16 protein-coding genes are annotated in these 17,795 nt (G+C 44.5%); 2 read left to right on the plus strand and 14 right to left on the minus strand.

The genetic code is table 11. From position 1 onward, the window contains the following. Positions 1 to 152, minus strand: a 152-nt coding sequence (locus DU481_RS04375) for a helix-turn-helix domain-containing protein (RefSeq protein WP_176776394.1), incomplete at its 3' end; no start/stop codon positions are given. A gap of 162 nt (positions 153 to 314) precedes the next feature. Between DU481_RS04375 and DU481_RS04380 the strand changes: the two genes are divergently transcribed. Beyond that, positions 315 to 2,789 carry a sensor histidine kinase gene (locus tag DU481_RS04380; RefSeq protein WP_350132908.1) on the plus strand — a complete coding sequence of 825 codons (2,475 nt, stop codon included), beginning with the start codon at positions 315 to 317 and terminating at the stop codon, positions 2,787 to 2,789. Continuing rightward, on the plus strand, positions 2,755 to 3,411 hold the full coding sequence (locus tag DU481_RS04385; RefSeq protein ID WP_350132910.1) for a response regulator: 657 nt from the start codon (positions 2,755 to 2,757) through the stop codon (positions 3,409 to 3,411). Before DU481_RS04380 ends, DU481_RS04385 begins: the two co-directional genes overlap by 35 nt. Before the next feature lie 541 nt (positions 3,412 to 3,952). On the opposite strand, the gene DU481_RS04390 is transcribed toward DU481_RS04385, so the two are convergent. The 13 genes from DU481_RS04390 to metF form a co-directional block, all read right to left on the minus strand. After that, positions 3,953 to 4,174, minus strand: coding sequence for a hypothetical protein (locus DU481_RS04390; protein ID WP_350132912.1), 222 nt, complete (start codon positions 4,172 to 4,174; stop codon positions 3,953 to 3,955). Between the two features lie 114 nt (positions 4,175 to 4,288). Next, positions 4,289 to 4,693, minus strand: coding sequence for a universal stress protein (locus tag DU481_RS04395; RefSeq protein ID WP_350132913.1), 405 nt, complete (start codon positions 4,691 to 4,693; stop codon positions 4,289 to 4,291). A 287-nt stretch (positions 4,694 to 4,980) separates the two neighbouring features. Then, entirely contained in the window at positions 4,981 to 6,318 is a 1,338-nt protein-coding gene (locus tag DU481_RS04400; protein WP_350132915.1) for a SulP family inorganic anion transporter, read from the minus strand. Between the two features lie 815 nt (positions 6,319 to 7,133). Then, the gene (gene rng / locus DU481_RS04405) at positions 7,134 to 8,588 is read right to left on the minus strand and encodes a ribonuclease G (protein ID WP_350132917.1); all 1,455 of its coding nucleotides are present in this window, start codon (positions 8,586 to 8,588) and stop codon (positions 7,134 to 7,136) included. A 79-nt stretch (positions 8,589 to 8,667) separates the two neighbouring features. Beyond that, complete coding sequence (locus DU481_RS04410; protein WP_107804359.1) at positions 8,668 to 9,288, minus strand: Maf family protein; 621 nt, start codon at positions 9,286 to 9,288, stop codon at positions 8,668 to 8,670. Between the two features lie 102 nt (positions 9,289 to 9,390). Next, the gene (gene rlmH / locus DU481_RS04415; RefSeq protein WP_350132919.1) at positions 9,391 to 9,861 is read right to left on the minus strand and encodes a 23S rRNA (pseudouridine(1915)-N(3))-methyltransferase RlmH; all 471 of its coding nucleotides are present in this window, start codon (positions 9,859 to 9,861) and stop codon (positions 9,391 to 9,393) included. Between the two features lie 37 nt (positions 9,862 to 9,898). Beyond that, positions 9,899 to 10,225, minus strand: coding sequence for a ribosome silencing factor (rsfS, locus tag DU481_RS04420; RefSeq protein WP_090321316.1), 327 nt, complete (start codon positions 10,223 to 10,225; stop codon positions 9,899 to 9,901). Beyond that, positions 10,222 to 10,899, minus strand: a complete 678-nt coding sequence (gene nadD, locus DU481_RS04425; protein WP_350132921.1) for a nicotinate-nucleotide adenylyltransferase — start codon at positions 10,897 to 10,899, stop codon at positions 10,222 to 10,224. Before nadD ends, rsfS begins: the two co-directional genes overlap by 4 nt. Positions 10,900 to 10,929: 30 nt before the next feature. Then, positions 10,930 to 12,234, minus strand: coding sequence for a dihydrolipoyllysine-residue acetyltransferase (aceF, locus tag DU481_RS04430; RefSeq protein WP_350132923.1), 1,305 nt, complete (start codon positions 12,232 to 12,234; stop codon positions 10,930 to 10,932). Between the two features lie 72 nt (positions 12,235 to 12,306). After that, the gene (gene aceE / locus DU481_RS04435) at positions 12,307 to 14,967 is read right to left on the minus strand and encodes a pyruvate dehydrogenase (acetyl-transferring), homodimeric type (protein ID WP_350132925.1); all 2,661 of its coding nucleotides are present in this window, start codon (positions 14,965 to 14,967) and stop codon (positions 12,307 to 12,309) included. A gap of 34 nt (positions 14,968 to 15,001) precedes the next feature. Further along, positions 15,002 to 15,868 carry a bifunctional methylenetetrahydrofolate dehydrogenase/methenyltetrahydrofolate cyclohydrolase FolD gene (gene folD, locus DU481_RS04440; protein ID WP_350132927.1) on the minus strand — a complete coding sequence of 289 codons (867 nt, stop codon included), beginning with the start codon at positions 15,866 to 15,868 and terminating at the stop codon, positions 15,002 to 15,004. Between the two features lie 85 nt (positions 15,869 to 15,953). Further along, positions 15,954 to 16,643, minus strand: coding sequence for a hypothetical protein (locus tag DU481_RS04445; protein WP_350132929.1), 690 nt, complete (start codon positions 16,641 to 16,643; stop codon positions 15,954 to 15,956). Between the two features lie 192 nt (positions 16,644 to 16,835). Further along, the gene (gene metF / locus DU481_RS04450) at positions 16,836 to 17,690 is read right to left on the minus strand and encodes a methylenetetrahydrofolate reductase [NAD(P)H] (RefSeq protein WP_350132931.1); all 855 of its coding nucleotides are present in this window, start codon (positions 17,688 to 17,690) and stop codon (positions 16,836 to 16,838) included. Between the last annotated feature and the right edge of the window lie 105 nt (positions 17,691 to 17,795).

Genomic DNA, 17,795 nt, shown 5'->3' on the forward strand with positions numbered 1-17,795 from the left:
AGCCTAGCTCGTTTCAGTACGTCATAAATCGTTGGACGGCTGACGTGGAAGTGTTCTGCCAGCTGAACTACCTTCCACAACCGGGTTTGATATAGCCGCCAGATTTCCTGACGATCCAATAATGTTAAGCGAGTGCGTTTGTGTATGTTCATCTACAGTATTCTCCTGAATACTGTAAACAACGCTAGGAATTCTTACACTTTATCAAATTAATCAATCCTGATCGGTGAAATTTTAATCAGAACTCTTCATTTCTAATATACTTTATTGAATCTGAGATCCAGGGAATTACAATTAAGGTTAAGGAGAGTAATTTGTTTTTTACGCGCGACGATCGCAAAATCAGCATCATAGGTGGCTTACTATTGCTGGGGCTCACGCTGACGACAGGCATTACCGTGTACACCGCCATGCGGCAGGAGATCGAGTCGGTACTGGGTAGAGGATTGGCTGTTGCCTTGCAAGGGAAGTCATTTTTGCTGGAATCTCAAATTGAAAAAGGTTTGGCGGATGCTCGCGCGCTGTCGCTGCGCCCTTTTATTGTTCAATCGATGCAACAACTCGCCGTCGAACCTGGCAATCTCAATGCATTACATGATCTCATGCGAAATGTTAACTCGCTGCCCGAAGCTGGTTTCTCCGCGGCCATCGTTCGTGATATACGAGGTAAAACGCTGTCGCAAGTGGGTGAGTTCTCCAAAAGTAAAGAAGCGCTCCGGTTAAACAAAGACACACTCCTCATGTGGGACAAGCAATTTTTTCTTCACACCACGAATAATGTGCTCGATCAAAACAAACAACGGATTGGCAGTATCACAACGCAAGTCAAATTACCACAGCTCACGAGCCGGTTCATAGGAATGAGATCAATCGGTGAAACCGGTGAGTTCGTATTGTGCGCAAAACCGGAGGAAGGAAAATATGAAGTGGCTTGTCTGATTAGCCAGATTAACGGCGTCCAATTCAAGCATCTACTTCCGAATGAAAGTGCACCATCCCAATTTCTGACGATTTACAGGAAAAGTGGGGTTGCCGCCACCAAGGATTATCGTCAAGTACCCGTCATAGAAACCTATGCTTCCTTGGATTCTATTGGTCTTAACATGATTCTCAAGTTGGATGAGGAGGAATTATTTAAACCGGTTACTGAAAAGCTGCAAGATATCAGTATTTATCTTGCAGCACTAATTATTGCTGAAATATTGTTACTAAATTGGTTTGTACGCAAACTCATCAAATCGGAAAAAGAAGCACGAAAAGCTAAAGAAACAGCCGAGCAATTTTCCATTGAATTAAGCCGCAAAGAAAGTGAATTGCGGGAACGCTTAAAGGAAATCACTTGCCTTTATGAAATTCGCCGCAGTATCGGACTGGAGTTATCGGTAGAAGCAGTTTGCCAGAATATTATTAAGTTTTTAATTCCTGCAATGCAACATCCGGAACATACATCGATTACGATTGAATTGGATGGAAAACGTATTTCTTCCTCGCTTCAGGCTGAGGATTCCACACATGAGTTAGCATCGGATATTTGTATTAATGGTGAGAATCATGGTCAATTAAGTGTTTATTATCTTGAAAATAAACCTTTTTTAGTTATAGAAGAACAACGACTCATTAATGCAATAACGACTGATTTAGCGCTATGGCTTGAACGAAAGCAAGTTGACGAGCTATTGCACGCACGCCTTAAAGAAATCACATGCTTGTATGAAATCCGCCGCAGCATGGGAACGGAACTTTCGTTAGAAGATGTTTGCTTCAGTATATTTAAATACCTAATACCCGCTTTACAGTATCCGGAAATCGCTACTGCAATTATTGATGTCAATGGTAAAAATTTTACTTCTCTCAGTGAGGATTTCAATCAAACTAACCAGCTTCACTCCATTAATAAAATAGATACTAATGATTCTAATTTTGAGCTTCATCATCAAATTGATGAGAATAAATCTGCTTTGCAATCAAAAATCTGTGTTAATGGAAAAGAATGCGGACATTTAATTATTTTTTACTCTGAAAACAAACTATTTCGTTTACCGGAAGAACAGAAGCTTGTTAATGCGATTGCCAATGATTTAGGAAGCTGGCTTGAACTCAGACGGTTAGAGCAAGCACTGGTATCTGTGGCTGAAGAGCAAGCTCATACAATCGGGCAGGAATTACACGATAATGTGGGGCAACAAATCGCTGCGATTGGTTATCAGGCCAGAGTACTCGAAAAGAAAATTTCAGCTTCAACAGTCGGAAATGAAAATTTGACTACATTGGCAGCCTCAATCGCTTCCCAAACACAAACTGCTGTGATTCATATCAAGCAGCTTGCGCAGGGATTACTCCCATTCGAATTGGAAGCCAATGGCTTGATTCAAGCATTACAAACCTTAGCCACTAGAATCTCAACAACGTATAATATCGACTGTAATTTCTCGTGGAATAACGTTAGTATAATCAATGACAATAGCGTAGCACTCAATTTGTACCGGATTACGCAGGAAGCTGCAAATAATGCCATCCGGCATGGTAAAGCGCAACATATAACCATTACCTTAACGTCCGATGAAAAAACGCTCCGCTTATCAATCTGTGATGATGGATGTGGTTTTACTGGAATTGATATCAATCATCCGTCAACACCAGGAATGGGCATTAAAATTATGCAATACCGTGCGAAGCAATTAGGCGCGAAGATGGAAATTCTGGCCCGCAAAGAAGGCGGCACAGAAGTTCGTTTAAAAACACAATTAACTAAAAATGTCGACAATGAAAGCAAAAGTAATGCTCGTTGATGATCATGCCATGCTACGGCACGGCCTTGCAATGCTCATCAATATGGAACCGGATATGGAAGTATTTGCTGAAGCAGGTGATGGCGCTGAAGCAATGGAGATACTCAAGAAAAATAATTCGATTGATATTATTTTACTGGATGTAACGCTCAAAACAGTGTCGGGACTTGAAGTCATCAAAAGTATCCATGCGGCGGTTCCGGATTTACCGGTGCTTTTTATCTCCATGCATGATGAGTCGGTTTATGCTGAACGTGCGCTTCGCTCAGGCGCACTGGGTTATGTCATGAAACACGAACCTGGTGAAATACTGCTTGAGGCTATCCGTGAGGTTCTAAAAGGTAATGTTTATCTCAGTAAGCAGATGCACAAAAAGCTTTTAAAACGAATGGTTATGAAAAGCTCTGAGCCTGAACATCTAATTAATACATTGACGTCCAGCGAACTTGAAGTTTTGCACTTAATCGGGCAAGGGCATAATAGTCACGAAATTTCCCAGATGCTGTGCCGCAGCATTAAAACCATTGATACGCACCGCTTTAATATCCGGTCAAAATTAAACCTGAAAGATGGTGCTGATTTGATTCGCTACGCTACACGCTGGATTTCTCAGCAGCAATAACAATTCAAATACTATGAAGTATTTCCAAGAAGAAGTTTTATCGCAAAAAATACCAATTATCCTCAAAAAACTTCCGGTTAAAAACAAATCATGCGATGAGAACTCTGTTTGATCGTTCTGTTACAAACCTTAATGAAAAGATTAAGAAATAAAAACAATAAGATCAATAAAAAACTCCAATACCAATCGTATGGTTCAAAAAATACCCCACTGACTACAGCGGGGTTTTCAATTTTCTCAAAGCTGAAGTTTGATGTTTCTTGAGGGGTGGCAATTCATTTCTTGAGATATTTCTAGTGCATATCTCAAATTGAATAGTAAAGAAAAAATAACTGCAGAAATTTAAAAATAGAACCCAATTCAACACGCCCATGACCTCCAGGATCATTGTGACATTCTTAAGATAAATTGTCTTAAAAATGCTTGGGTTAAGCGGTCCATTTACAATAAATAGGGATTGTAAATATTTTAAGATGAGGCAAATTTACGGTTTAAATCAGAACGTGATTGAAAATCCGTAAATTGAAATTACTATAAAAACTTAATTTCTGTTCAAAGACGTTTCGTATCCATTGACGTATTTCTTTTTGCTTGCTGATTTACCAAATTTTAAAGCGATCACGATATAAGTGACAAAAAACGCCAATCCCAATTGACCATCGGTAATAATCCAGTTAAAGATATATTGGGTTAATTCAAACATCGATAACAAGCTAGCGCCTATAGCGATAATTGCAATAGTAAATATCTGTTTTGTTGACATAATAATCTCCTTGATATTAAAAATATTTATTTATAAAAACTTTGCGCTTACATTATCGACTCTCGTTAGGTACGCTACTTATTACCCTTAAATAAACAGGTTTAATTTCCTGTTTTATTTTGAGCGCACCAATAATATTGAAGAGTCAACTTTAGCGACCAATTGCTCAGCAACGGAACCTACGTAGAAACGTTCCAATCCGCGGCGATTGGATGTTCCCACTACTATCAAATCCGCCTTCCAGTCATAAACAGCGGCAGCAATAGCATCAGCGATGCCATTTAATCCATATTCAGCTTCGGCATTGAGAAGACGGGTTTCGACACTCAAAACATCCGTATCGGATTTAGCCTTTTCAAGAATTTCATTACCTCGATTTCTATCAACCTCATTTTCACTACCGATGCAATGAACAATGCATAAAGCTGAGTTGTAAGTGTTAGCTATGTTTATTGCTTCCGCTAACGCTTGCTGAGCTATCTCGCTACCGTCGACTGCCACCATTATTCTTTTGTACATACACTATTCTCTTAATGAATTCCTGCTGGGTTTTTTAAAAGTAGTAATACTTTCAGTCCTTAAACACCATCGGATTACGACAAATTATGCGACGGCAATTTGTCTTGCAGATTATTGCTGTGCATTTTTTTCAAATAAACAAAATACTGTTTAATTACAGATACTAATAATTTTTTGAACATGACAAATTCTCCTCAATGTATTTCAATACGTTTTTACGGTAATACTTTGATTCTTCTACTTGTAAATCACTAACAGTTTACGAATAGCCATACCATTCAACATGCTTACTGCAAATTGCTATTATCTTTTCTCAGGTTATCGAAATAACGTTTGACAACTGATTTTCCAGCCATATTCTCGTGTTTGGTATAAACCAAATAGTGCACTACACCATGGATCACCATTGCAACCAGCAGGCCTTCAAAAATACCCACTTTATAAACTAAGCCCGCTGTCAAGAACGCCAATATCAGCGCATAAGGACCATAATGAGTAACGTGTACCAAGCCTGCAATCATCTTATAACCGGTAAACAACATAATGGCCGCCAAGGCAAATTTCGGCAAATAATCAAGATAATGTGTGTTAAACGTAAAGAAACACACCACGGAACCAATAACCAAGACCGAGAATTTGGTCATCGCGCCAGCAAGCTTATTGGTCGTACTTTTAGCCAAGCCATCCAAATTCGTCATACCACCGAAGAAACTCGAACCTAAATTAGAAATCCAGATTGCAAGCAAGCTATTGTTACTATTGGTTTTACGTTTTAACGGGTCAATTTTCTCAATTGCCGCATTACTCATCACCTGTTCAATCACATCCACGATTGCCAGCATGGCGCAGAAAAATATCATGTAAGCCAACATCAACACTGTCGTATCTTCACTCGGTAATGGCAATTTCAATTGCAATTCAATATCTTCAACAGAAATCATAGGAACAGTCATAAACTGCGCCAGGATCACGCCACCGATAATGATCGCGAAATAAGGAACAGCCGGTTGTGTATCTTTAAACTTAGCAAATAGGAGTAAAAACAGACCAAGACCACCAGCTGAAATAGCCGCCATCTGAATGCGCGCTTCATTCCAGAAATCTTCCGTTACCAATTCCGCAGGGATTTCATAGGTAAATTCTGAGAACTTCAGTAAAATCTTCAATCCAACACCAGCCAGCAATCCTTCAACCAGATATACCGGAACCGCAACAAGCAAATAGCGTTGCCAATTAAATTTCCAAATAATGGCTTGCATAATGGCGGTCATACAGATACAAAATGCCATATTCTGAATACCAAAAGCTGCCACACCCATCGCTAATACTGGAGCCAGTCCGGCCGCAATACCCGGTGATCCAATAAAATTGCCCGGCTTGAACCAGGCATTTATCCATCCAATCAAGGAAGCAAAAGCTACTGTAGCCAAGCCTACTTTAATAGGATAATTAGACATAATCGCAATACCAATCGTTAATGGAATCGCCATCGCCCCAGTTATTAAACCCGCAGCAGTATCACGAAAAAAATACTGCGACTGAAAAGCAGCTGATCCCTCTTTCTTGACAGTCTCCGCTGCCTTTTGCTGCGAGACTATCGATTCGTCATCTGACCGTGTTGCCATAAAAATACCTCTCTCTCGTAAACTGTTAGTGATAAACTTTATAAAACCTTTTCGTTCAACTGAATACAAATTTAACCTTTATAGTCAAATAGCTTGTTGAAGAATTTTTCGTCGTTGAAATAAACCGGTATTCTGCAATCCGTCATTTTTCTGCAACGCATACTTCCAAGATCACAAAATTTCTTTATCTCAGCTTTCGAGATGTCTATTCTTCAAATAATAAGCTTAGGCAAATCGTATCGCGCCCGGATTGCGTTGTATATTAGTAAAACCATTATTATTTAATGGGTAAAATGCCAACCATACTTGGTAAAATTATTACCATCCGCGGGCAAATCTATTGCACATTACTAGATTAAAAACTTACTTATTATGAGTAAAATACTTACTTAAAATAAGTAAATTACTTAGATTTTTCTAATTTAATTCGTGAAAAAATTCACCTATAATAATTTATTTATTAAATTTATTTCAATAAATTCATATAACTACACAAGACTAAAGAACCATATCAATTAAAATCCAATATCACTTATTTTTAAAGAAGAGAGTAGGCGAAAAAGAAGAGGCCCTTTGCTGAACCGTTCATGGATAGTTACAAAAAACTGAGATAGGAATAGTGATAAGAAATTGAGATGGGTAAAATAGAGGTAAGCGACACCCCATTTTACTTATATCGTTCTAAGTATCCGCTTGATACGCGGATTAGACTGCAAGCTATTGAAAAGTTATTAATAATAAAATAATGGCGTATATTGCAGCCGATTTTTGATACCAGTGTAAAGTTGCAAATTAATTGCAAAAACCGCATTACGTTACATTAATATCACATCATACTGTTCTTGCGTATACGATTCCTCAACCTGTAAGCTGATTGGTTTCGCAATGAAATCACCCAGTTGGGCTAAACTCTGCGACTCTTCATCCAGGAACAAATCGATTACTTGTTGCGATGCCAGAATACGAAATTCATTGGCTTCAAACTGCCTGGCTTCGCGCAGTAATTCGCGCAATATTTCATAACAAATGGTTTGCGCGGTTCTGATTTCTCCGCGCCCCTGACAAGTTGGGCAGGTTTCGCATAGCACGTGCGCAAGACTTTCTCGAGTTCGCTTGCGTGTCATTTCAACCAATCCCAACGCACTGAATCCATTGACAGTTATGCGCGTTCGATCCTTAGACAGTGCTTTGTTGAATTCCGCCAAAACAGCTTGTTTATGTTCCTCAGAATCCATATCGATGAAATCGATAATGATAATGCCGCCGAGATTACGCAGACGCAGTTGCCTTGCAATGACCTGGGCTGCCTCCAAGTTAGTTTTGAAAATAGTGTCATCGAAATTACGCACACCGATGAATCCGCCAGTATTGACGTCCATCGTAGTTAGCGCTTCAGTTTGATCGATGATCAGATACCCGCCAGACTTTAAATTGACACGTTTGGCCAATGACTTTTCGATTTCTTCTTCCACACCGTACAGATCGAATAACGGACGATCCCCCGTGTACAACACTATGCGTTCGGCGATATAGGTCATATAGTTATGCGCGAAGCGGACCAATCGTTGAAAATTCTCCCGCGAATCAACGAGAATCCGGGTGGAATCTTCATCCACAAAATCGCGCAATACCCGATGACTGAGATCCAGATCCTGATAAAGCAAAACAGGCGCCGCAATCGTCACCGATTTCTGTTGAATGTCGCGCCATAACCGGTGCAGATATTCAAGATCGGCACGCAAATCGGCTTCATCAGCGGTTTCTGCCATGGTGCGGATAATATACCCGCCCTTTTCTTCCACCGGTAAAATCTGCTGTAGCTTTTCCCGCAATAACTCGCGTTCGCTATCATCCTCAATACGCTGAGAAATACCGATATGAGATTCTTGCGGCAGGTATACCAGTAAGCGGCCGGCCAGGCTTATTTGCGTGGACAACCGCGCGCCCTTGGTGCCAATCGCATCCTTGATCACTTGCACCAGAATACTGTTGCCCTCGTATAACAGTTTTTCAATGGGCTTGGCCTCATCACCCTCAGGATTGGAATCGCGGATATCCGCGACATGCAGGAAGGCGGCACGGTCCAAACCAATATCGACAAAAGCCGATTGCATCCCCGGCAAAACGCGGCTGACACGGCCGTTATAGATATTTCCCACAATGCCTCGGCCGCTCGTCCGTTCAATATGAAGTTCTTGCGTTACCCCCTGCTCTAATATTGCTACTCGGGTTTCTTGCGGCGTGATATTAACAAGAATCTCATTGCTCATATTCAATACAATTAGTTCTCAAAAAAATCAGAAATTGGATGAAGCGATCAATCAAACTTAAGATTGTGCTGCAACAACCTTATTGAAAAATTTCTATACCGGTTTCTGCCAGTAACTGCGCTGTCTCATAGAGCGGCAGCCCCATAATGCCGCTATAACTGCCGGATATCTCGACAATGAAAGCGGCCGCCATGCCTTGAATAGCATATGCACCTGCTTTATCCAGCGAATTATTATTCACTAAATAACTACGAATCTCCTGTTCACTGATTTCACGAAATCGTACCGTTGACGCTGACAATCGCATCTGCACATCATCCTTCACGCCGACACCGATCGCTGTCAGTACCTGGTGCGTGCGGCCCGACAAGATTTTCAGCATTTCTTCGGCATGTGCATTGTCTCTCGGTTTCCCGAGAATGCATCCATCAACCGTCACAATAGTATCAGCCACCAATACCGGTAAAACCGGCAAGTGGCGTTGCATAATCCGCTTCCAGCCCGCGTTCGCTTTGGCTCGAGCCACCCGGTAGATATAATCTGATGGCGCTTCGTCCACCAGCGGTTGCTCATCGATATCGATGGCGCGCCCTAGCGTTTCACGCATCATCAGCAAGTTGAATTTCACACCAATCTGCCTTAATAATTCACGCCTTCTGGGGCTTCTGGATGCAAGGTATATTTGGTTCTCAGAGAGCATTACAGTCAACCATCACTTTCAATGGGAATCTCATCATTTCATTCATTGTATTTTAAATACCTAATCACCATACGACGTGCAATCACATTTGCGTGATCCTGTTCAAGCACGATGGTAAGGGTGGTTTTTGTTAATCGACACTGCGCGATAGATCTGTTCCGCCAGTAACACACGAACCAGACCATGCGGTAACGTAAGCTTCGATAATGCCATCAGCTCATGCGCGATTCGCTTGATATCGCCATGCAGTCCATCAGCACCGCCAATGACGAATGCAATAGCTTCACCTGTCGTCATCCATGTATTGATCACATCTGCGAATTGCACTGTTGCCCATTGCTGGCCCCGTTCATCGAGCACTACAATGTGGCAATTCGGCGGCAAAACGGATCGAATTCGTTGGGCTTCCGCTTGCAGAAGTTGTTCAACCGGTTTTCCGCCAACCCGCTTTTCCGGTTTAATCTCAATTAAATTGATGTTAATTTCATGGGACAAGCGTTTGGTATATTCGGCATAACCTGCTTCTACCCAATCCGGCATTTTGTTTCCAACCGCGAGTATAAAAAATTTCATGACTCGAAGAAATCAATTGGTCGTTCTTTTTAGTGCGCTAATTCCGCTCCGACCATAGTGCTTTCAGATTGTAATACTCGCGTACAGCCGGCAACATGATGTGCACAATCACATCGCCCAAATCAACAAGTACCCATTCCCCTGTCTGCTCCCCTTCCATGCTGTAAACCTTTCCCCCGGCAGCTTTAACTTGTTCTTGCACATTATTGGCCAGCGCTTTGGTCTGACGGGTCGAATCGGCACTGGCGATAATGATATATCCAAACATCGCAGTAATTTTGGATACATTAATCACGTCAATATCGTGCGCTTTGATTTCCTCCAAAGCGTCGACAATGACAGGTACCAGTTTTTCTGAATTCATAGATTCCCAGTGTATAAACGATTAAATTTCATATACTCAACGACATTTTCGGGCAGCAGATAGCGTATGCTTTTCCCAGCGCTGATCAGTGACCGTATTTGTGAAGCCGATATTTCCAGCAACGATGTTTGCGCCGCATAAATAAAACCGCCGGATTGCGATTCGAGCTCGCTGACATCGGTGACGTAGCGAGAAGACAAGACCTTCCGCACCTCATCGGGCAAATTCTGATCCGCCTCGATGGAAACAAAGCCTGGCCGGGTAACCACAATGAAATGACACAAATCGAATAACTCATGCCATTCAGACCATTGATTGATCTTAGCAAACGCATCGATTCCCAACACGAAGCAAAGCGCGGTGTTATCTCCCAGCTCGCGCCGGTACTCCCGCAACGATTGCACCGTTGTGCTGATTCCAGGCCGGTTGATTTCCCGTTCATCCAGCGAAAACCGGTTGTTATCCTGTATGGCCAGCCGCACCATAGCTGCACGATGCCCTCTCGATGCCGTGGGCGCAGCCCGTAACCTCGGAGCGCCCGAGGGAACAAAGATCATGCGCCTTAATCCGGCTATATCAAGCAGCTCTTCAGCGACCCGCAAATGCCCATAATGGATAGGATCAAATGTCCCGCCATAAATGCCAATCAGTGGAAACTTATCGGTAACAGCCATGGTTGTATATAAAGAAATTAACAATACGGATCATAGCAGCGCCAAGCGCATATCCGTCAATACTTCCGACAGGTGCGTCGTGAAACGGGCTGCCGTTGCGCCATCGATGACACGATGGTCATAGGAAAGCGACAAAGGCAACATTAAACGGGGTACAAATTGATGATCGCGATAAACCGGTTTAATACTGGCCTTGGAAATACCTAGAATGGCCACTTCCGGTGCGTTGATAATGGGTGTAAAAGCTGTTCCACCAATGCCACCCAAACTGGAAATGGTAAAGCTCGCGCCTTGCATGTCAGTGGATTTTAACTTACCCTCACGCGCCAGTGCAGACAATCTCGCCAATTCTTCGGCAATGGTGATGATCCCCTTCTGGTCAACATCCTTGATTACCGGCACCACCAATCCGTTGGTGGTATCCACGGCAAAGCCAAGATGGTAATAATGCTTGATGATTAAATTGGCTTCACCATTGCTATCGTTATCCAGCGATGCATTGAATTCGGGAAATTTCTTCAAAGGCGCGATTAACGCTTTCATTAAGAAAGCCAATAAGGTCAGTTTGACTCTATTTTCTTTACCGCTATCGTTGGATTCTTTCCGCAATGCTTCTAGATCGGTGATATCCGCTTCGTCGAACTGTGTGACGTGTGGAATCATCACCCAGTTGCGGTGTAAATTGGCGCCAGAAATTTGTTTAATGCGCATTAATGGTTTTAATTCAACCGGACCAAACTTAGCAAAATTCACCTGCGGCCAAGGCAACAGATTCAATGCCGCACCCGTCCCGGTACTGCGGGATTTTGACAATTCGGCTTTCACATACGCCTGCACATCCTCTCTGAGAATGCGATGTTTGGGGCCGCTGCCGGTAATCAAATCGAGATTGACGCCGAGTTCCCGCGCAAAGCGGCGGATCGACGGGCTGGCATGCGCTTTGGATGGAGCATTGCTGACCGCGAATACAGTTTGTGGCAGGTTCTGCGGCTGATTAACAACCGACTTAGCGTTGTGTTGCAGTTGCGGTGCGATTTCTTTTTGAACTGCGGCCACCCCAGAAACTTCAGGAAGTGTTTCCGTGCGATTGTCATCGGAAACTTCCAGGGTCAACACGGTGCTGCCTTGCGATACCTTGTCACCCGGTTTGACTAATATTTCCTTTACCAAACCGGGATAAGGTGCTGGAATTTCAATCGTCGCTTTGTCGGACTCAAGCGTAATCAGGGAATCTTCGGCCTTTACCCTATCGCCAGCTTTGACCAGCACTTCGATGACCGGTATCTCTTTAAAGTCGCCGATATCCGGAATGAGCACTTTTTTTAACTCAGCCACACGCTTTCCTCACATACCTTGGAATGGGAGAATGCAATGACGCACATTCATTGTTGTTAATTCATCACCGGTCTAGCTGGTCGCCGGATTGGATTTTTCCGGATCAATACCGTACTTCTCAATCGCTTGAGTGACTTGCTGCTGGGTGATTTTTCCTTCCTCCGATAATGCTTTGAGTGCCGCCACGGTAATATAGAACCGGTCGACCTCAAAGAAATGGCGCAGTTTCTGACGCGTATCGGAGCGGCCGAAACCGTCGGTTCCTAACACGCGATACCTGCCTGGCACAAATTCACGAATCTGATCCGCATAGATTTTCATATAATCCGTTGCGGCCACTACGGGGCCTTTTCTACCCTTAAGACAATTTTCTACATGCGATTCTTTTGTCGGTTGTTCCGGATGCAGCATATTCCAGCGGGAGACAGCCAGAGCCTCACGTCTTAATTCATTGAAACTGGTTACACTCCACACATCAGCGTGCACAGCATAATCTTGTTTCAGTATCTCTGCGGCAGCAATCACTTCGCGCAAAATGGTTCCGGCACCGAGCAATTGCACGCATGGTGCTTTAGTATTTGCGCCCGCTTCACTGAATAAATACATGCCTTTTAAAATATTTTTCTCAGCATCAACCGGCATTTCAGGGTGACTGTAGTTTTCATTCATCACCGTGATGTAATAATAGACATCTTCCTGTTCTTGATACATCCGGCGCAGTCCATCCTGGATAATCACAGCCAGCTCATACGCAAATGCCGGATCGTACGCTACGCAGTTGGGAATCGTAGATGCAACGACATGACTGTGCCCGTCTTCATGTTGCAATCCTTCGCCATTCAATGTCGTACGCCCGGCCGTTCCACCCAGCAAGAAACCGCGGCAGCGCATATCACCAGCGGCCCACGCCAAATCACCGATACGCTGAAACCCGAACATCGAATAAAAAATAAAAAACGGAATCATTTGGATGCCGTGCGTGCTATAGGCCGTAGCTGCCGCTATCCAGGATGACATGGCGCCCGCTTCGCAGATTCCTTCCTGCAAAATTTGCCCATGCTTATCTTCCTTGTAATACATGAGCTGATCTGCATCCTGCGGTGTATACAATTGACCGCTCGACGACCAGATGCCCAATTGCCGGAACATCCCTTCCATGCCAAACGTACGCGATTCGTCCGCGACAATCGGCACGATATGACTACCGATTTGTTTGTCTTTTACCAGAATGTTCAGAATCCGCACAAACGCCATGGTGGTCGACGATTCGTGTCCTTCGCTGCTGACCTTCAGCAAGGTTTGAAATGCAGACAAAGCTGGTACTTGCAACGCTTGCGCGCGTGTCTTACGGCGGTGAAAAGTGCCGCCCAATGCTTTGCGCCGCTCGCGCATATAGATAAATTCCGGCGAATCTTCAGCGAAAGTCAGATAGGGAATATCATCAATTTTATCGTCGGGAATATCCAAACCGAAGCGATTGCGAAACGCTTTTAACGAAGTCGTTCCCATTTTCTTCTGCTGGTGAGTAATATTTTGCGCTTCGCCCGCTTCACCCATGCCATATCCTTTGATCGTTTTCGCCAGAATCACGGTCGGCTGTCCGGTATGTTTTGCCGCCGCTGCATACGCCGCATAGACTTTATGGGGGTCGTGCCCACCGCGGTTTAACCGCCAGATATCGTCATCGGACATCGTGGCGACCATTTCCAGCAATTCAGGGTATTTACCGAAAAAATGCTCGCGCACGTAAGCACCATCTCGCGATTTGAAATTCTGATATTCACCATCCACGCATTCCATCATCCGCTTCTGCAATAATCCTTTGGTATCCTTCGCCAAGAGCGGATCCCAATAAGACCCCCAGATCACCTTGACGACATTCCAGCCAGCGCCGCGAAAGGCGCCCTCCAGTTCCTGGATAATTTTGCCGTTGCCGCGCACCGGGCCATCCAAACGCTGCAAATTGCAATTGACCACAAAAATCAGATTATCCAGTTTCTCGCGCGACGCCAGCGAAATAGCGCCGAGCGATTCGGGCTCGTCCATTTCTCCGTCACCCATGAAAGCCCAGATTTTACGGCCATCGGTATTGACCAATCCGCGGCTGCCCAGATATTTCATGAAACGCGCCTGATAAATCGCCATCAACGGCCCTAGTCCCATGGAAACCGTAGGAAATTGCCAAAAATTAGGCATCAGCCATGGATGCGGGTACGATGACAAACCATTCCCGTCGGCTTCCTGACGAAAATTATCCAGTTGCTCCTGGCTTAATTCGCCGGATAAAAATGCATAAGCATAAGCCCCTGGGGAAGAATGTCCTTGTACATAGACTAAATCGCCGCCGTGCGTTTCACACGGCGCATGCCAGAAATGATTGTAACCGACGTCGTAAAGCGTTGCGGCTGAGGCGAAGCTGGCAATGTGCCCGCCGACATTGGTATTTTTGTTGGCGCGCAATACCATCGCCATCGCATTCCAGCGCACATACGAGCGAATCCTGTGCTCGATGGCATTGTCACCCGGCGAGCGCGCTTCCTTACCTATGGGAATGGTATTGATATATGCGGTCGTGGCGCTATAAGGCAGATAAGCCCCGGAGCGGCGTGCTTTTTCGATCAGTTTTTCCAATAGAAAATGAGCGCGTTCGCCACCTGCACTGGCGATGACCGAATCCAGCGCATCCAGCCACTCTTGTGTTTCCTGCGGATCAATATCCGGTTGCTGTTCCATGTGCACGCACACTCATTTAAGTTTATTTACTTGCTTACCCGATTTTAAGACCGGCCTGGGCCCGTTCCGCCGCCAGAATGGTATTGCATAGCAGCATGGTGATGGTCATCGGTCCAACCCCTCCCGGAACGGGCGTAATAAAACCCGCAACTTCCTTGACAGCATCGTAATCGACATCACCACAGAGTTTGCCATCCGGCAATCGGTTAATACCAACATCAATGACGACAGCACCAGGTTTTACCATCCCGGCAGTAACCATGCGCGGTTTTCCGGTCGCCACAACCAGAATATCCGCATTTTTTGTAAATTGCTGCAAATTGCGTGTTTTTGAAGTGCAAATGGTCACCGTAGCGCCCTGCTCCAGCAACATGAATGCCATTGGCTTACCCACAATGTTGCTGCGCCCGATCACCACCGCATGCTGTCCTTCAATCGGAATCCGGTTTCTTTCCAGCATCACCATCACGCCATACGGTGTGCAAGGAGAAAAAATGGTATTGCCGGTAACCAATGCACCAACGTTATAGAGATGAAAGCCATCGACATCTTTTTCAACGGCGATGGATGCGATGACACGGTTATTTTCAAAATGCGCAGGCAACGGCAACTGGACCAGGATGCCATGGATGTGCGGATTCTGATTGAGCGCCTGAATACACTGTAATACTTCATCTTGATCAGCGTGCTGCGGAAAGTTATGCACTTCGGAATAAATACCGATTTCGCTGCACGCTCTGACTTTATTCCTGACATAGATACTGGATGCTGCATTATCGCCAACGATAATGACTGCCAACCCTGGCTTGATACCCAGTTGAATCAATTTTTCCGCACGTGCGCTCCATTCAGTCCGCACCAATTCAGCCAATTTCTTGCCATCGATAATCTGAGCACTCATTTTTACACCAGCAGCCGGTTGATCAATCCACGTGAATTTTTGCTATATACCGAACAGTTAGAACATCTTGCTTCCGTGAGCAGCGCTAACTCGCTTGTTTTGCTTTCTTGATTTTTGTGCGATAGATGAAAATACCGATTAAAAATACCGGAATGACAAAAATCGCCGCAGCAATAAGCCCGCTCGCAAGTATCGCAATCGTCGTATTTCCCGGCATGAATAAGGTAACAAACCAAATCACCAAAAAGGCAATTGCTAAACCGCCGTACAACATGATCTTTCTGCCGCGATCATACAATCGCCAGAACGCTCCGGATACTTGCGTATCATCCACGTAGTGATCAAACACTTCCGCCAGACTGTTATCACCGGGCTCAGATTCATAACCGATAGCGACCGCTAGTGCATTGTGATCTTCTTCAATTTTGGACATTTTCCGGAGAAACTCAATGCGCTTGGCGACTTTCTGCTGGGGCATGCGCTCTTGCACGAAAAATTCCGCCAAAGCCGCAAACGCCAACTCGCGCGCATCATCAGCACTGCCCAAGTTTTCCGCGAACTTCCACATGACACCAAACAGATAAAGCTGAATAGTCATGTCCCTGAATTCAGGTGCAAAATCATAACCCTTGCTCTTAATAAGCTCGAGTTGCGTAGTCTTGACTTCTTTGGCGTGCGCAATACAGGCATCCATGATTGAAACATCCGGACCTGTCTTATCTGCACCCTCTAATTCTGCAGTAGTCTTATCAGAAGCAGCTTTCTTCTTTGTCATTTTGAAACCTCATGCTTTTTTATTTTAATCAGAATATTGATGCGCATTATATACTGGCTGAGGGAATCAGGAAAAAGTTCATTCCGGTTTCGTGGCTTTTATGCCATGAATCCGCATCGGGCAATTTCGTAGATATGATGTTTTACTAGCGTAGAATAGCTGATAAAACAATGTACTGCTGCGAGTTGATTGTTAGCGTGCGTGAAGATTAAGACGCTGCCAAATAGCGGATGTCAAGTTGGCGGAGTTCAACGTATAAAAATGCAATCCGGGCGCACCGGCTTGCAATAACTGTTCACATAAGCCGGTGACAACATCCAATCCGAAAGCTTGAATCGATTTACTGTCGTCGCCATAACCTTCGAGTTTCTTACGAATCCAGCGTGGAATCTCCGCGCCGCAAGTATCAGAGAATCTGACCAGTTGTGAGAATTTATTGATCGGCATGATGCCGGGAACAACTGGAATATTCAAACCGGCCGCCTCGCACAACTCGACAAAATGAAAATAAGCGTCGGCATTATAAAAATATTGCGTAATCGCCGAACTGGCACCCATTTCAATTTTACGCTTGAAATTATCAAAATCCGCTTGCGCAGACCGCGCCTGCGGATGGTATTCCGGGTAAGCCGCCACTTCGATATGGAAAGAAGATCCGTATTCCTGCCGGATAAAAGCTACCAGTTCGCTGGCATAACGAAATTCACCGGCTTGCGCCATCCCTGAAGGTAAGTCGCCGCGCAATGCGACAATATGACGGATCCCCGCTTCATAATACTTTTCCAGAATGGCACGAATGTTCTGTTGCGTTGAGCCGATGCAAGATAGGTGCGGTGCAACGACATGACCTTCCGTTTGAATTTCCAGCACGGTCTCGAGCGTCCGCTCGCGCGTCGAACCTCCCGCACCGAAGGTTACCGAAAAGAACTTAGGATTGAATCGTGCCAACTGCTGGCGCGTCAACCGGAGCTTCTCAACTCCCTCAGGGGTTTGCGGTGGAAAAAGTTCAAAGCTGAAGGTCGGAGGAAATTTTTTTTGTGATTCCATTTGTGCAAGCTCTATGGATACAGAATTAGTACGGCTGCTGCCGTAGCTACGCAGATATTAATCATTATTTTCTTACTGGAAGAACCAGCAGAGCAGATGCAAACT

Source organism: Nitrosomonas sp., assembly GCF_040240425.1.
GTDB lineage: Bacteria > Pseudomonadota > Gammaproteobacteria > Burkholderiales > Nitrosomonadaceae > Nitrosomonas.

Coding starts and splice junctions, on each gene's coding strand:
- DU481_RS04385 (WP_350132910.1), top strand. CDS start 2,755: ATGTCGACAATGAAAGCAAAAGTAATGCTCGTTGATGATCATGCCATG.
- DU481_RS04390 (WP_350132912.1), bottom strand. CDS start 4,174: ATGTCAACAAAACAGATATTTACTATTGCAATTATCGCTATAGGCGCT.
- DU481_RS04395 (WP_350132913.1), bottom strand. CDS start 4,693: ATGTACAAAAGAATAATGGTGGCAGTCGACGGTAGCGAGATAGCTCAG.
- DU481_RS04400 (WP_350132915.1), bottom strand. CDS start 6,318: ATGGCAACACGGTCAGATGACGAATCGATAGTCTCGCAGCAAAAGGCA.
- rng (WP_350132917.1), bottom strand. CDS start 8,588: ATGAGCAATGAGATTCTTGTTAATATCACGCCGCAAGAAACCCGAGTA.
- DU481_RS04410 (WP_107804359.1), bottom strand. CDS start 9,288: ATGCTCTCTGAGAACCAAATATACCTTGCATCCAGAAGCCCCAGAAGG.
- rlmH (WP_350132919.1), bottom strand. CDS start 9,861: ATGAAATTTTTTATACTCGCGGTTGGAAACAAAATGCCGGATTGGGTA.
- rsfS (WP_090321316.1), bottom strand. CDS start 10,225: ATGAATTCAGAAAAACTGGTACCTGTCATTGTCGACGCTTTGGAGGAA.
- nadD (WP_350132921.1), bottom strand. CDS start 10,899: ATGGCTGTTACCGATAAGTTTCCACTGATTGGCATTTATGGCGGGACA.
- aceE (WP_350132925.1), bottom strand. CDS start 14,967: ATGGAACAGCAACCGGATATTGATCCGCAGGAAACACAAGAGTGGCTG.
- folD (WP_350132927.1), bottom strand. CDS start 15,868: ATGAGTGCTCAGATTATCGATGGCAAGAAATTGGCTGAATTGGTGCGG.
- DU481_RS04445 (WP_350132929.1), bottom strand. CDS start 16,643: ATGACAAAGAAGAAAGCTGCTTCTGATAAGACTACTGCAGAATTAGAG.
- metF (WP_350132931.1), bottom strand. CDS start 17,690: ATGGAATCACAAAAAAAATTTCCTCCGACCTTCAGCTTTGAACTTTTT.